At 60.3% G+C, this 13315-nt stretch carries 19 protein-coding genes; 12 read left to right on the forward strand and 7 right to left on the reverse strand.

Annotated elements, in window-relative coordinates:
* Positions 1-126: 126 nt before the first annotated feature.
* From D1641_RS17270 to D1641_RS17290, 5 genes are all read left to right on the forward strand, one after another.
* Entirely contained in the window at positions 127-438 is a 312-nt protein-coding gene (locus D1641_RS17270) for a hypothetical protein (RefSeq protein WP_160667934.1), read from the forward strand.
* Entirely contained in the window at positions 435-677 is a 243-nt protein-coding gene (locus tag D1641_RS17275) for a hypothetical protein (protein WP_160667936.1), read from the forward strand. Before D1641_RS17270 ends, D1641_RS17275 begins: the two co-directional genes overlap by 4 nt.
* Complete coding sequence (locus D1641_RS17280) at positions 670-975, forward strand: phage holin, LLH family (protein ID WP_160667938.1); 306 nt, start codon at positions 670-672, stop codon at positions 973-975. The genes D1641_RS17275 and D1641_RS17280 overlap by 8 nt, the downstream gene beginning before the upstream one ends.
* Positions 972-1814 carry a peptidoglycan recognition family protein gene (locus D1641_RS17285; RefSeq protein WP_160667940.1) on the forward strand — a complete coding sequence of 281 codons (843 nt, stop codon included), beginning with the start codon at positions 972-974 and terminating at the stop codon, positions 1812-1814. The genes D1641_RS17280 and D1641_RS17285 overlap by 4 nt, the downstream gene beginning before the upstream one ends.
* Before the next feature lie 186 nt (positions 1815-2000).
* Positions 2001-2624, forward strand: coding sequence for a hypothetical protein (locus D1641_RS17290; protein WP_347707467.1), 624 nt, complete (start codon positions 2001-2003; stop codon positions 2622-2624).
* Positions 2625-2662: 38 nt separating this feature from the next.
* Here the strand turns inward: D1641_RS17290 and D1641_RS17295 are convergent, their stop codons facing one another.
* From D1641_RS17295 to D1641_RS17305, 3 genes are all read right to left on the reverse strand, one after another.
* A complete protein-coding gene (locus D1641_RS17295) occupies positions 2663-3637 on the reverse strand; it encodes a hypothetical protein (protein WP_160667942.1) in 975 nt (324 codons plus the stop codon).
* 384 nt (positions 3638-4021) lie between these two features.
* Entirely contained in the window at positions 4022-5548 is a 1527-nt protein-coding gene (cls, locus tag D1641_RS17300) for a cardiolipin synthase (protein WP_160667944.1), read from the reverse strand.
* A gap of 26 nt (positions 5549-5574) precedes the next feature.
* Positions 5575-6036: a YfcE family phosphodiesterase gene (locus tag D1641_RS17305; RefSeq protein WP_160667946.1), complete on the reverse strand. Its 462-nt coding sequence runs from the start codon at positions 6034-6036 to the stop codon at positions 5575-5577.
* Between the two features lie 64 nt (positions 6037-6100).
* Here D1641_RS17305 and D1641_RS17310 point away from each other — a divergent pair, with 64 nt between their 5' ends.
* The 3 genes from D1641_RS17310 to D1641_RS17320 all read left to right on the forward strand — a co-directional run bounded on the left by D1641_RS17310 (position 6101) and on the right by D1641_RS17320 (position 7223).
* Entirely contained in the window at positions 6101-6340 is a 240-nt protein-coding gene (locus D1641_RS17310) for a hypothetical protein (protein WP_160667948.1), read from the forward strand.
* Between the two features lie 159 nt (positions 6341-6499).
* Positions 6500-6922 carry a hypothetical protein gene (locus D1641_RS17315; protein WP_201757422.1) on the forward strand — a complete coding sequence of 141 codons (423 nt, stop codon included), beginning with the start codon at positions 6500-6502 and terminating at the stop codon, positions 6920-6922.
* Positions 6915-7223, forward strand: coding sequence for a hypothetical protein (locus D1641_RS17320; RefSeq protein ID WP_160667950.1), 309 nt, complete (start codon positions 6915-6917; stop codon positions 7221-7223). The genes D1641_RS17315 and D1641_RS17320 overlap by 8 nt, the downstream gene beginning before the upstream one ends.
* Before the next feature lies 1 nt (position 7224).
* Here D1641_RS17320 and D1641_RS17325 read toward each other — a convergent pair whose 3' ends face one another.
* The 4 genes from D1641_RS17325 to trpS form a co-directional block, all read right to left on the reverse strand.
* Positions 7225-7980, reverse strand: coding sequence for a hypothetical protein (locus tag D1641_RS17325; protein WP_160667953.1), 756 nt, complete (start codon positions 7978-7980; stop codon positions 7225-7227).
* Between the two features lie 92 nt (positions 7981-8072).
* A complete protein-coding gene (gene wecB, locus D1641_RS17330) occupies positions 8073-9221 on the reverse strand; it encodes a UDP-N-acetylglucosamine 2-epimerase (non-hydrolyzing) (RefSeq protein ID WP_160667955.1) in 1149 nt (382 codons plus the stop codon).
* The gene (locus D1641_RS17335; protein ID WP_160667957.1) at positions 9218-10387 is read right to left on the reverse strand and encodes an MraY family glycosyltransferase; all 1170 of its coding nucleotides are present in this window, start codon (positions 10385-10387) and stop codon (positions 9218-9220) included. Before D1641_RS17335 ends, wecB begins: the two co-directional genes overlap by 4 nt.
* A gap of 99 nt (positions 10388-10486) precedes the next feature.
* Positions 10487-11485 (reverse strand): tryptophan--tRNA ligase, encoded by a 999-nt coding sequence (gene trpS, locus D1641_RS17340; protein WP_160667959.1) that lies wholly within the window; start codon positions 11483-11485, stop codon positions 10487-10489.
* Positions 11486-11684: 199 nt separating this feature from the next.
* Between trpS and D1641_RS17345 the strand changes: the two genes are divergently transcribed.
* The 4 genes from D1641_RS17345 (at position 11685) to D1641_RS17360 (ending at position 13197) form a co-directional block, all read left to right on the forward strand.
* A complete protein-coding gene (locus D1641_RS17345) occupies positions 11685-11936 on the forward strand; it encodes a helix-turn-helix domain-containing protein (protein WP_160667961.1) in 252 nt (83 codons plus the stop codon).
* Between the two features lie 25 nt (positions 11937-11961).
* Positions 11962-12381, forward strand: coding sequence for a hypothetical protein (locus tag D1641_RS17350; protein WP_160667963.1), 420 nt, complete (start codon positions 11962-11964; stop codon positions 12379-12381).
* A gap of 334 nt (positions 12382-12715) precedes the next feature.
* Positions 12716-12940: a hypothetical protein gene (locus D1641_RS17355; RefSeq protein WP_160667965.1), complete on the forward strand. Its 225-nt coding sequence runs from the start codon at positions 12716-12718 to the stop codon at positions 12938-12940.
* Positions 12913-13197: a hypothetical protein gene (locus D1641_RS17360; protein WP_160667967.1), complete on the forward strand. Its 285-nt coding sequence runs from the start codon at positions 12913-12915 to the stop codon at positions 13195-13197. Before D1641_RS17355 ends, D1641_RS17360 begins: the two co-directional genes overlap by 28 nt.
* Positions 13198-13315 lie beyond the last annotated feature (118 nt).

Below are 13315 nucleotides of genomic sequence, written 5' to 3' on the forward strand. Positions count from 1 at the left end.
GTAACCGACCGGGCCACTATTGATTTTCCCACCGTGCTGACCCCCGAACTGGAAGAATCTAACCAAAACTACACCGTAGCAGCCTCCACGGCCCCGGTGGAATTTTGTAGTAAGGAGGTGTGAGTGTTGAGCGAAAACTGTAGTGATTGTTCGGTAAACGCACGTGTAGACAGCCTCGAAAAAGAATTCGACCGCTACCGGGACGGGTCAACCAAGACCCACAAGGAAATGTTTGAGCGGCTGAACGCCCTGGAACAGGATAAGACCGCCCTTGCCACTCGTCTGGAGGGGATGGACGCCAAACTGGACAAGCTGGTCTCCTGGCGGGAGGTTCAGGACGATAAACCCAACAAACTGCTGGACAAGCTGAAAGAAAGCTCCATCTGGCTGGTGCTGGCCGCTGTGATTGGCGTGGTGCTGGGGAGAATCGGGCTGTGAAAAAACTGCTGAACACGCTCCAGAGCATCAACCACCTGTTCGCCAAGCTCATGGTGCTGTGGTGCATGGTCTGCGGGACGGCGGCATCCGCTTACGCTCTTCGGATTCTCTCCCGTACCGGCCACGACCCCTCAAAGCTGCTGGAGGTGATTCTCGCTTTCTTCGGCGGAGAGCTGCTGATATTGTGTGCGAAAACCATTTTAGACAAGAAGAAAAGGAAGGATGATTCAAATGACTGACCTGACCCCTGTAATCAACGCTTTTATCGCGCTGGTAGCTGCTTTAATCACCGCCTTCGTTATCCCCTGGGTAAAACGAAACACCACAGCTCAGGACCGAGAAGACTTCCTACGTTGGGTGGAGATCGCCGTGGCCGCCGCTGAGCAGCTTTTCTATGCCACCCAGGGACCGGAGAAAAAAGAGTATGTCATGCAGTTTCTGGAGGAGAAAGGCTATACCGTCTCGGAAGATGAGCTGAACGCCGCTATCGAAGGGGCTGTGCTGAGGCTTCACCGTCAGCTGGAGGAGAAGAAATGAAGTACACACCGGAACATCCCCCTCTCCAGTGTTTTATGCGACAAAGCACCTGGTACAAAAGTGTGGGGACTGTCACTGTGCGGGGCGTCCTCTGGCACTCTACCGGGGCAAATAACCCATATATAAGCCGGTATGTCCAGCCAGACGACAACGCCCCGGACCGGGAGCAGTTGCTGAAGCTTTTGGGGGTTAACAAGAACCACAATGACTGGAACCATATCGTAAGAAAAGCCGGCGTCCACGCATGGATCGGCAAGCTGACCAGCGGCGATGTGTCCTGCGTCCAGGCGGGCGAGTGGAATAAGAAGGCCTGGGGCTGCGGTTCCGGGAAAAAGGGCTCCTGCAATAACGGCTGGATACAGTTTGAGATTTGTGAGGATGCGCTTAATGATCCGGTCTACTTCGGCAAGGTCTACCGGGAGGCGGTGGAGCTGACAGCATATCTGTGCAAGCTCTACAATCTCAACCCGCAGGGCACTGTTACATACAACGGCGTCAAGGTGCCCGTGATCCTCTGCCATCAGGACAGCTACAGGCTGGGTCTTGGCTCTGGTCACGCCGATGTGCTTCACTGGTTCCCCAAGATGGGAAAAACTATGGACGATGTCCGGGCCGACGTGGCCAGGACCATGAAAGGAGAAGATGACGAAATGTTGAGCTTTGAGCAGTGGAAGCAGTATATGGGGCAGTACCGGGCCGAACTGGCCGCCCAGGTCCCGGAGTGGGGGGAGGACGAGCTGGCCCAGGCGGTGGAGCTGGGCATCACCGACGGCTCCCGCCCCTGCGACCTGGCTACCCGGCAGGAGGTTATGTCTATGGTGGTCAGGGGACGGGAATAATCTGTGCTATCATAGGTAATAGGTAGTAGATATCTGGTTTTATATAATCTATAAAGCGCTATATCTTCCGATAAGGATTGTGTCGAGGACCTGCGCGTCTATCCCACCCGCTGTTCCCAGGAGGTAATCGACCGGGCTCAGTCCATTAAGGCGGGGTCCGCCGAGCTGCTCTATGCGTACATTGATGTGGAACCCGTCAGCTTCAACCGGGGCTTCTTTACTGTGGATGTGCGGTATTTCTACCGCATCACCGCCGACGCCTTTGTGGGCGCCGCCCGCCCGGTGCAGGTCTGCGGCCTGGCTGTGTTCAGCAAGCGGGCTGTGCTCTTCGGCAGTGAGAGCGGCTCCAAGAGCTTCAGCTCTGACGGTGGCGAGTGCCAGATTCAGTGCGTGCCTCAGTCCAACCTGCCTACTGCGGTGGTGGAGGCGGTGGACCCGCTGATCCTGAACCTGAAGCTGCTGGACGTCTGCGACTGCCGCCTGTGCGACTGCGGCTGTCTGGACGTCCCCCCGGCGGTAGCCGCCTGCTTTGGCGACGAGCTGGTTACCGCAGGCGATCAGCACCGGGTCTTTGTCACCCTGGGCCAGTTCTCCATCATCCGGATGGAGCGGGACACCCAGCTGCTCATCCCGGCCTACGACTACTGCATCCCCACCAAGGACTGCAGCTGCGGTGAGGACCACTGCCAGGAGGACCCCTGCGATATGTTCCGCCATGTCCAGTTCCCCGTGGACGAGTTCTTCCCGCCCAACACCATCACCACAACCAGCAGCGCGTCCGGCAGCATATGCGGAGGCTGCTGCCGGTAAAAAACGGTATCCCCGCCTGACCGGCGGGGATACCTGCTTTATTTGGTCTCGATGTAGATGCCCCGGGCGGCGGACCAGTCCACCTTGAAGCCCAGAGCTGTGCCCAGGTCACGGAGCTTGAAGTAGTTGTAGCCGCCTCCGGCGTCGTCCAGCAGGTTGATGGCCGTCATCTCCACCGCATTGCCGTTCACCTGGACGGACTGTCCGCCGCCGGTGTAGGCCCGGTCGCCGGAGAAGGGGGTGGTCATCTCCGAGCCGTTGCCCTGGTAGGGCTGGCTGGAGGTGAGGGTGATGCCCGCCGCGTTGCTGTAACCCACCGCGAACTGGGCGGCGGTGCCGTTGAGGACGTGGGCCAGATCCCGGAGCTTGACATAGTTAGTGCCGTTGCCGTTGGCGTCCAGCAGGGCGTACATCTGGAACTCCACCTTCTTGCCGTCCACCTCTACCGCCTGGGTGCTGGCTACTGCCGTGCCGCTGGCGGGGATGTCCTCCACCACGAGGGCGGGGGGCGTGGTGGGCTGGGGATCAGCAGAAGTAGGGACATCCTCATCCAGAACGGTGATAAAGAAGTCTACACCTTCCAGTTCCCCGCCGCCATTTCCTTTTGGTTGATGGTCGTTTGTACAGACGCCGGCGAATACCTGATACCACCCAGGTTCGCTCAGGGTAATTTTTGCCCCTGCTTTGATGAACTTCTCAGGGTGGGGAGGATAGTCAAACTCGACCAGGCTGCTTACTGGAATCTCTTCCCCGCTATTACCGTCCTCATCTATAGGGAGAGCATGGAAGTAAGTAACATCGGCGATGGTTGTAATCTCTGCCGATTTGTAGCAGGTGATTGGGAGCCCGAGCCCCAGGCCGTTCCAATCGTCGGCTACCTGCTGTACATTGGTCAACCGGAAAAAGTGGTTGAACTCATCCTCATAAGTCATCGCTTTTTCCGCGGAGGAGGATACAGTCAGCCCCAGACAGAGGGCCAGAGTCAGCGCAAGGGATAGGATTTTCTTTTTCATGTGATTTCTTCCTCTCCTTTATTTTCTCGGCGGCGCGTACCCTGGGGGAGGGACCTCCCGGCCCCCGTTGGGTACTTCCGCCAAGACAAACAAAAGCGGCGCAGGATAAAATACCCCACACCGCGACTGTCAGACACAAACCCTAAAAAACCGCCCCTTGTAAAAAGGGGATGTATCCGATATAATAAGGGCTGGCGCAGCAATGCTGTTGTGTAGGTGGTATGGACCTGCATAGGGGCGTGGGGGAGTGCGAGTCTCTCACGTCCTGCCTTAGTTTGCCTTGTGCTCCTATTGTAGCGCATATTTTCCAATTAAGCAAGTGAATTTTTTCGGGATATCAGCTTTTTAACAAAACAGGGCCGCCCATCGGGCGGCCCTGAGTGTTTACATCAGCGGCGCAAAGATGCGCAGGACATTGCGATAGAGCTGGAGGAGGATATTCAGGTGCTTGAACTGGCGCAGGGAGCTGGGCTCAGAGCGCTGGAGGGTCTGTTCAAAATCCTTTCGAATATCCTGGATGCAGGGGGCCTCGCACAGCCAGACGCCGTCCTCAAAGTGGAGGAACAGGCTGCGGTAGTCCAGGTTTACGGTGCCCACGGTGGCGAAGCGGTCGTCCACGATAAAGTTTTTGGCGTGGATAAAGCCGGGGGTGTACTCATAAATTTTTACACCGGCCTCCAGCAGGGGAGGGTAGTGGGCCCGGGTGACTTCAAAGACATAGCGCTTGTCCGGGATATGGGGGGTGATAATACACACCTCCACGCCCGACTTGGCGGCGTTGCACAGGGCGGTGTTGGTGGCTACGTCGATGATGAGGTAGGGGGTGGTGATATAGATATACTTTTTCGCCTTGGCGATCATGTTGAGGTAGACAGCCTGCCCCACCGCCTCCCGGTCCAGGGGGGTGTCGGTGTAGGGCTGGACGTAGCCCGTCCAGGGCCGCACCGGGGCGAGGGCAGGGCGGAAGAGCTCAAAGTCCTCGTCCCAGCCGGCGATGTAGTCCCACATGGTGAGAAACATCACTGTCATGGACCAGACGGCGTCCCCCTCCAGGAGGATGGCGCTGTCCTTCCAGTGGCCGAACCGCTCCTGGAGATTGACGTACTCGTCGGCCAGGTTGATCCCCCCGGTGAAGCCCACCCTGCCGTCGATGATGAGCAGCTTCCGGTGGTCCCGGTTGTTCAGCCGCAGGGACATCACCGGCATGAGCCGGTTGAACACCCGGCACTGGATGCCTTTTTTAATCAGGGTCTCGTTGTAGTCCCGGGGGAGGGTGAACATGCAGCCAAAGTCGTCATAGAGCACCCGGACCTCCACCCCCTGGGCGGCCTTCTTTTCCAGAATGGCCAGGATGCTGTCCCAAAAGACTCCGGGCTGGATGATGAAGTACTCCAGAAAGATATACTTCTCCGCCTTTTCCAGCTCCTCCAGCATCCGGGGAAAGGCGTTGTCCCCCAGGGGGAAATACTCCGTCTCGGTGTTGGTGTAGGCGGGACAGGCGGCTCGATTCTCCAGATAGCTGGCCTGCCCGGCGGCGTCGCCCCCCAGAGGGAGCAGGTCGTCGGCCTTAAAATCCTCCTTCAGGGCGGCGGCGGACTTCTCCACCATGCCCTGCATCCGCCTCTGGGTCCGCTTGGGGACATAGCCTCCGCCCACCAGCAGGTAGAAGATGCCGCCAAAGACGGGGAAGGGGAGGACAAGAATCAGCCAGGCGATCTTATAGCCCGGCTCCATCCGGCTTCCCACAATGGCGAAGGCGGCCATCACGCTCATGGCGATGCAGCACCAGTAGAAAACCTCCGTATACTCGGAGAAGATGGATACCATGGCGAAGAGGGTGGCAAATTGGGCCACCAGGGCCAGGGTCATAAATACCGAGCGGTGGAACAGGATATAGAGGACTTTTTTCATGGAATGTCACCTTAGTGGTCGGGGGATCATTTTGTCTGTAGCAGAGAACAGCTGATTTCCCCGTTCTCAATTTCAATCAGTCCAAAGCTGGAGCGGGCGGGGCCGGGGTTCATCATCCACAGGCCGTCCTCCAGCTGCTCCAGGAGGGGGATATGGGTGTGCCCGAAGAGGAGAATGTCCGCCCCCACTGCCCGGGCGTCGGCGATGGCGGCGTCATAGCCGCTCTTGACGTTCCAGCGGTGGCCGTGGGACAGGAGGATGGATTTGCCCCCCAGGGTGATGTTCTTCTTCACCGGGACGGCCAGTCCCCAGCCGTCGCAGTTGCCGGGGACCATGCAGAAGGGCAGCCTGGGGTAGTGCTCCGCCACCTCCTCCGCGTCATACATCATATCCCCCAGGTGGATGACCTGCTGGGGCTGGCAACGGTCGATGGCGGCATACATCCCGGACAGGGAGCGGTGGGAGTCGGAAAAAACCAAAAGCTTCAAACTGTGTCACCTGGCCTTTTTATTGCATATACTGGATTAGTCAGCGCAGTGGGAGGAATTGACTATGAAATTATCGGAAAAGAACCGGAAAGCGGTGGAGCAGCTGGCCCAGTCCAGCGACGCCCAGAGGCTGATGGAGCTTCTGAGACGGCAGGGCGGCGAGGTCCAGCAGGCGGCCAAGCAGGCGGCGGCGGGGGACCCCAGCCAGCTGATGACCATTATGGATCAGCTGATGCGCAGCAAGGAGGGGGCCGAGCTGGTGGACCGCATCGGCGCTCAGGCCAAACAGGCCGGGCTGGAGTAGGGGCGGATATCATCCACCGGATATGACAATCATCAGGACTCATGCCGCCATGTAGGGGCGCACATTGTGCGCCCGCACGATCATGCGGTGTGTATCAGAAGAGCGGGCGGACAATGTCCGCCCCTACAGACAGGGTGCGGAGAGAAGGGGGTGTTTCCCATGGCGGGCTTTGAGGAACAACTGAATTCCATCCTGGGCAACCAGGAGGCCATGAGTCAGATTATGGCCCTGGCCCGCTCCCTGTCTGGGGGGCCGCAGGAGACGCCGCCCGCTCCGGAGGGGGCCGAAGAGCCAGGGGAAGCTACATATGTGCCGGCGGAGGGGGAAGCTGCCCCGCCGGTCCCCGATCTGTCCGCCCTTCTGGGACAGGTAGACCCCAAGATGCTCCAGATGGGGATGGAGGCCCTCCGCCAGAGTCAGAGCACCGACAGCCGGAACGCCGCCCTGCTCAGCGCCCTGCGCCCCTTCTTGAAGGAGGAGCGTCAGGCCCGGCTGGACCGGGCCCTCCAGCTCGCCCGCACGGTCAAGCTGGTCCGCGTGACCCTGGGCGCGGCGAGGGGGAAGGAGGGGGAGCGTGTATAACCGTTATATCCCGGAGGATATGTCCTATACCCCCATTGAGGAGCCGGCGTTCCCTGTGGAGCGCCCTCAGAGCGCCCCGGCGGGGGGCGGCGTCCGCCCGGCGCCCTTCCGGATTCCGGATTTTCTCTCTGGAAAGGAGGGCCTGTCCGGCCTGTTGAAAAAGGCCCGGCTGGACCGGCTGGACAGCGGGGATATCCTGCTTCTGCTCATCGCCCTCTACCTCCTGGCAGAGGGGGATGAGCCCGAGCTGGCCATTGCCCTGGGGCTGACGGTACTGATGGGGCTGGGGGAGGAGGGGTGATCTACTCGCCCACCGTGTGCAGGGCTTCCCCGCCAGGCAGGGCGAAGGACGCGTCGCTGGGGCAGGGGGACTGAACGGGGGTGTAGGCTGTCATGCGGTAGATGAGCTGACCGTCCTCCTCACTCTCAGCGGAGACCAGCAGGCCGTTGTCCACGCTGACCCAGAACCGCTGGAGCTGGCCGGACCGCCGGACCTCCACATAGACGCAGGGCAGCTCCCCGCGGATCTCGTAGCCGGCGCCGGTAATCTCACCGGGGTTCAGCTCTAAGACAGTCTCATAGGTGGGAATATGCTGGGCCAGGTCGGAGGAGTATTCGTCCGCCTGGGTCCGCTCATATTGCTGGGAGCCGTCGTACCAGTAGTACAGGTCCTTTCCGTCGGTGAGGTCGTGGCGGACCGCGCCGGAGGGCAGGGTTTGTCGGCTGTGGCTCCAGCCGCCGTCGGTCCAGGTCTGGACCTGAGTAACGGAGGAGCCCCCGGACCAGAAGGTCTCCACCGTCAGCTCCCGGTAGCAGCTGGAGGGCCGGGTCAGAGTGGCTACCACGCCGGTAACCGTCTGGGTGGTGACCTCCACCTGCTGATAATTTTGGTCCGGGCCATCCGGACCGGAGATGCCCCCGGGCCCGGCGCTGGGGGCGGGGAGGATCACCTGAGGGGTGTTCAGGGCAAAGAGGCTGCGGCCAAAGCTGGCGAACATGGCAGCCGCCATCAGCGCGACGATGGCGGCCGCAATGACGAGCCGTTTCTTCTGTTCCAAAGACCTCACCTCCTTAGCAGGGCGGTCTCTGTGCCGCCCCGCCTGCGGGACAGGAAAACAATCATGGGCGGTGCGGAGGCCGCCCCTACGTATCAGGCCCCAAAGGACTCCGGCGGGGTCTTGCGAAGACCAAAGTGCCAGGCGATGGCATCGGCGATGCGGCGGCAGGCCTGCCCGTCCCCGTAGGGGTTGACAGCGTGGGCCATCTCGGCATAGGCCCCGGGGTCGCACAGCAGCCGGTCTGCCAGCTCGACGATGGGGCCATAGTCCACCCCCGCCAGCTTCACCGTCCCGGCGGCCACCGCCTCGGGACGCTCGGTCTCCTTCCGCAGGACAAGCACCGGCTTGCCCAGGGCGGGGGCCTCCTCCTGGAGGCCGCCCGAGTCGGTCATCACCAGATAGCACCGGGCCATCAGATTGTGCATCTCACGCACATCCAGCGGGGGGGTCAGGTGGACATTTGCAATTCCGTCCAGGTGCCGGTGGGCGCACTCCTGCACCACCGGGCTGAGGTGGACCGGGTAGACCAGCTCGGCCTCGGGATGGGCTTGGGCGATGTGGGCCAGGGCGGACATGATGTTCTCCATAGGCTGGCCGTAGTTCTCCCGCCGGTGGCAGGTGAGCAGAATCACCTTTTGGTTGACATAATCTAAATTGTTGAGGACGGCCTCCGCAAAGGTGAAGTCCTTTACCACCGTTGTCTGAAGGGCGTCAATGACGGTGTTGCCCGTCAGGAACACCCCTCCGGTGATGTTCTCCCGGACCAGGTTCTCCCGGTTGGTGGTGGTGGGGCAGAAATGCAGGTCGGCGATGCTCCCCACCAGCTTCCGGTTGATCTCCTCGGGGTAGGGGGACCACTTGTCATAGGTACGCAGGCCGGCCTCCACATGGCCCACGGGAATCTTGTGGTAGAAGGCGGCCAGGGCTCCGGCGAAGGTGGTGGAGGTGTCCCCATGGACCAGCACCAGGTCGGGCGCCGCCTCCTCCAGGACCCGGTCCATCCCGGTCAGGCATTTGGAGGTGATGGAGGACAGGGTCTGCCGGGGCTGCATGATGTTCAGGTCGAAGTCGGGCCTCAGCCCAAAGATGTCCAGCACCGAGTCCAGCATCTCCCGGTGCTGGGCAGTGACGCAGCACACCGCCTCGAGCTCGGGACGGCGGGCCAGCTCCATCGCCAGGGGGGCCATCTTGATAGCCTCCGGCCGGGTGCCGAACACGGTCATGACCTTGATCTTGTTCATTTGTCTGAGCGCTCCTTTTCGCCAAAAAACTTCTCCGTGTCTGTGGGCTGGGACTGGCGGGGCCGGGCGACCCGGCTTCCGCCAGAGGGGATGTCCTGCGGGCGGGGGTCCTTGGGCGGCTCGCCGCCGCCGGCGTGGCTCAGGTAGATGTTGGCCGCCACCGCCCCGGCCACGCACAGGGCCACCAGAAACAGGATGGCCCGCACCACGCCGATGGTGGTGAGCACCACGGCGGACAGACCCAGAATGGCGCTGATGATATAGAGCACCGCCACTGCCTGCTTCTGGGAGAAGCCCATGTCAATGAGCCGGTGGTGGATGTGCCCCCGGTCGGGCTGCATGGGGGACTGGCCCCGGGCCACCCGGCGCAGGATGGCGAAGCAGGTGTCGAAGATGGGCAGGCCCAGCATGAGGAAGGGGACGGCGAAGGAGATGATGGTGTAAAACTTGAACAGTCCCTGAATGGATACCACCGCCAGGATGAAGCCCAGAAAAGTGGAGCCGGTGTCCCCCATGAAAATTTTGGCCGGATTCAGGTTGTAGGGGAGAAAGCCGATACAGGCCCCGGCCAGGGCGGCCATGAGAATGGCCACGTCGGGCTCGGAGACGATGAGGGCGATAACCAGCAGGGTCATGGAGCTGATGGTGGACACACCACAGGCCAGGCCGTCCAGTCCGTCAATGAGGTTGACGGCGTTGGTGATACCCACAATCCACAGCACCGTGATGGGGATGGACAGAATGCCCAGGTTCCAGTAGAGCTCCCGGCTGAATATGTTGGGGTTGGACAGGGTGTAAATGCAGCTGCCGTGGAGTACAGCGATGAGGGCGGCCCCGATCTGAATCAGCAGCTTGGGCAGGGCGGGCAGGGCGTAGATGTCGTCAAAGACACCCAGAATGACGATGACCACTCCGCCCAGCAGCATCCCCCGCAGCTCCGGAGTGAGAGGGAGGAAGATGAGCACGCTGAGGATGAAGCCGAAAAAGATAGCGAGGCCCCCCATGCGGGGGATGGGGTGGTCGTGCATCCGCCGGGCGTCCTTGGGGACGTCCACCGCCCCCACACGGAAAGCCAGGGAGCGGACCACAGGAGTGGAAATCAGAGCCACCAGCGCGGCGGCCAGCAGGGCGGCCAGAGCCAGCCCTACAGAGGAGAGTTGTATCATAATAGAACCTCTTTGTATCTGTGGGTAAACGTGAGCGTAGGGTCCGCCGCCTTCAGCGGCCCAAAATAGAGCGGGGCGGCGGGGCGCCGCCCCTGCGGGTTACCGGGCTACAAAGCCCACCTTTTTATATACCTTGCGCAGAGTCCTGTTGGCTACATAGGAGGCCTTCTCCGCCCCCGCCTTGTAGACCCCCTCCAGATAGGCCTTGTCCGCCAGAATGCGGGCAGCCTCCTCCCGGATGGGGCGCAGGGTCTCGATGACCGCCTCGCCCACGGCAGGCTTGAATTTGCCATAGCCCTGACCGGCGAACTCCGCCTCGATCTCGTCAAAGCTCCTGCCGGTGACGGCGGCGTAGATGTTCATCAGGTTGGCTACGCCGGGCTTGCCGGCGGGGTCGTAGCGTACCGGATTCTCCGTGTCGCTGTCGGTGACGGCCCGCTTGAACTTGCGTTGGATGTCCTCCGGCTTTTCCATGAGGAAAACACAGCCCTCTGGGATGGACTTGGACATCTTGCTGTCCGGAGTGGTCAGACCCATGACCCGGGCTCCTGTCTTGGGGATGAAGGGCTCAGGCATCTTGAACACCTCGCCGTAGATGCCGTTGAACCGCTGGACGATATTTCGGGTGAGCTCCACATGCTGCTTCTGGTCCTCGCCCACAGGGACAAAATCGGGCTGGTAGAGGAGGATGTCCGCTGCCATGAGGGAGGGGTAAGTGAACAGGCCGCCGTTGATGTTGTCCTTGTGCTTGGCGGATTTGTCCTTGAACTGGGTCATGCGGCTGAGCTCGCCGAACATGGTGTAGCAGTTGAGCACCCAGCCCAGCTCGGCGTGCTGGGGGACGTGGGACTGGATGAACAGGGTGTTCTTCTCCGGGTCCAGGCCGCAGGCAATATACTGGGCCAGCTGCTCCAGGGTGCGCCGGCGCAGGTCGGCAGGGTTCTGACGGACGGTGATGGTGTGCATGTCCGCCATGAAATAGTAGCAGTCATACTCCTCGGCCCGGGCTGCCCAGTTCCTGATGGCCCCCAGGTAGTTGCCCAGATGCAGGTCTCCGCTGGGCTGGATGCCGGAGAGCATTACTTTCTTTTCGTCCATGTGTCTTTGCTCCTTTATTTTTGGGCGTTTTTGCGGACGCCTATACAATATCGACCTATTGTACCACTATTGGGCGAGAAAGGCAACTAAAAAAGCCTTGTATGCAAAAAGAATGTTGATTTACTATTGAAGTGCGAAAGGTCGAAAGACCTCGACGCACTTCATTTTTTTATGTTTTAGGGAAAGGAGGCCGGGGAACATGGGCCGGAAACTCCGCTATCTCGGGCCGAGTGAGCGGGCGGAAATTGAGAGACTACACAACGGGGGCGCTCCGGCGGCGGTGATTGCCGAGAAAGTCGGCTACCATGTAGCCACAATTTACCGCGAACTCCAGAACGGCTACAACGGGACCGTAGACGAGTACGGTCGGCGGGTGTATAGCGCCGAGGTCGCACAGCGGACCTTTGAGAGGAACATCAAGAGCCGGGGCGAGCGGGCCGCGGCAAACTGACAGGAAAGGAGATTGCTATACCAAAATGAACTATGTCGCGTCGTGCTCATTCGGCAAGGACAGCCTCGCGGCGATTGTGGCCGCCGAGCGGGCCGGGGTACATATCGACGAGGCGGTCTATTGCCGGATCATGTTCGACCGCGAAACGTCGGTGGAGCTACCGGAACACGAGGAATTTATCCATTGTACGGCGATCCCGCTCTTAAAAAGCCGTTACGGGATAAAAACGACGATCGTCCAGGAAAAAAGAACATATTGCGAGTGTTTTTATACCGTAAAATCGCGCAAATGCTCAAAAAACAAAGGGCAAATATGGGGATTCCCGAGTTTGTGGGCTCCGTGGTGTAACGGATCGTTGAAAATACCGCCTATCGAACATTGGAGAAAGACCGCCGGAGAGTATGTTTCGATTGTAGGCATTGCCGCAGACGAAAAAAGCGGGTAAAAAAGAAAACGGTCGACGGGAAATATCTGCCGCTCGTGGAGCAAGGGATCACAGAGGCCGGAGCATTTGATATTTGCAAACGTGAGGGCTTTTTATCCCCAGCATACAAAAAAGGGCGGACCCGCCTCGGGTGCTGGTTTTGCCACAATCAGAGGATAAACGAATTTCGACGGCTCCGCGCAGAACACCCGGAACTATGGAAAAAGCTCCTCGCCCTGGACCCGGCGAGCCCGCGAAAATTTACAAAACCCGCAACCGTCGCGGAACTCGACGCCCGCTTTGCGGCGGAGGACGATCAAATATCACTTTTCGACTGAAAGGAGATTGCTATACCATGCCGACGCAGAACGACAACATTTTGACCACCCTCCGGGGCTATTTCCTCCTCGCGGCGGCGGACCTCGCCCTCTATCCCGAGGGATCGCCGGAACATATCAAGGCGGAGCACTCGGCGGCAAACACCTCCCGGACAGTTTTCGAGCTTTTCGGGGCCGCGGCGGCGGAGGCTTTGAGAGAGGAGGCGGTCAAGAAATGGCCGAAACTCGGCGGGATTGCGTGACACTGGCCGCCATCCTCGCTGTCCTCCAGGAGCGGGACCGCGTCTTTATAGTCCACCGCATGGGCCCGCATGAGTGTGAGGGTGTGGCCGGAGGAACGGCCCAGGAGCTCCGCTCTACCCGTTGCGTGGAGGTATGCGGGGACAACGTGGTCGAACGCCTCGCCCTGGACCTGGACGAATGGCCGGAGATATGGCCGAGCGACGACCCGGCCCCGGTCCTGGTTATCACCATCGGCGGGAAGGAGGCGAGCCCGTGAGCACTTGTAAAGGGTGCGGGGCCCCGATCGACTGGATCACCACTGTCAACGCCGATATGAAATTGTAAGAAAACGCCGAAGAAATTTTGTAGTTTTTCGGCGGGGATGGGTAACAAAA

The sequence above is a fragment of the Colidextribacter sp. OB.20 genome, assembly GCF_009911595.1.
In the GTDB taxonomy this organism is placed as follows: Bacteria; Bacillota; Clostridia; order Oscillospirales; family Oscillospiraceae; genus Lawsonibacter.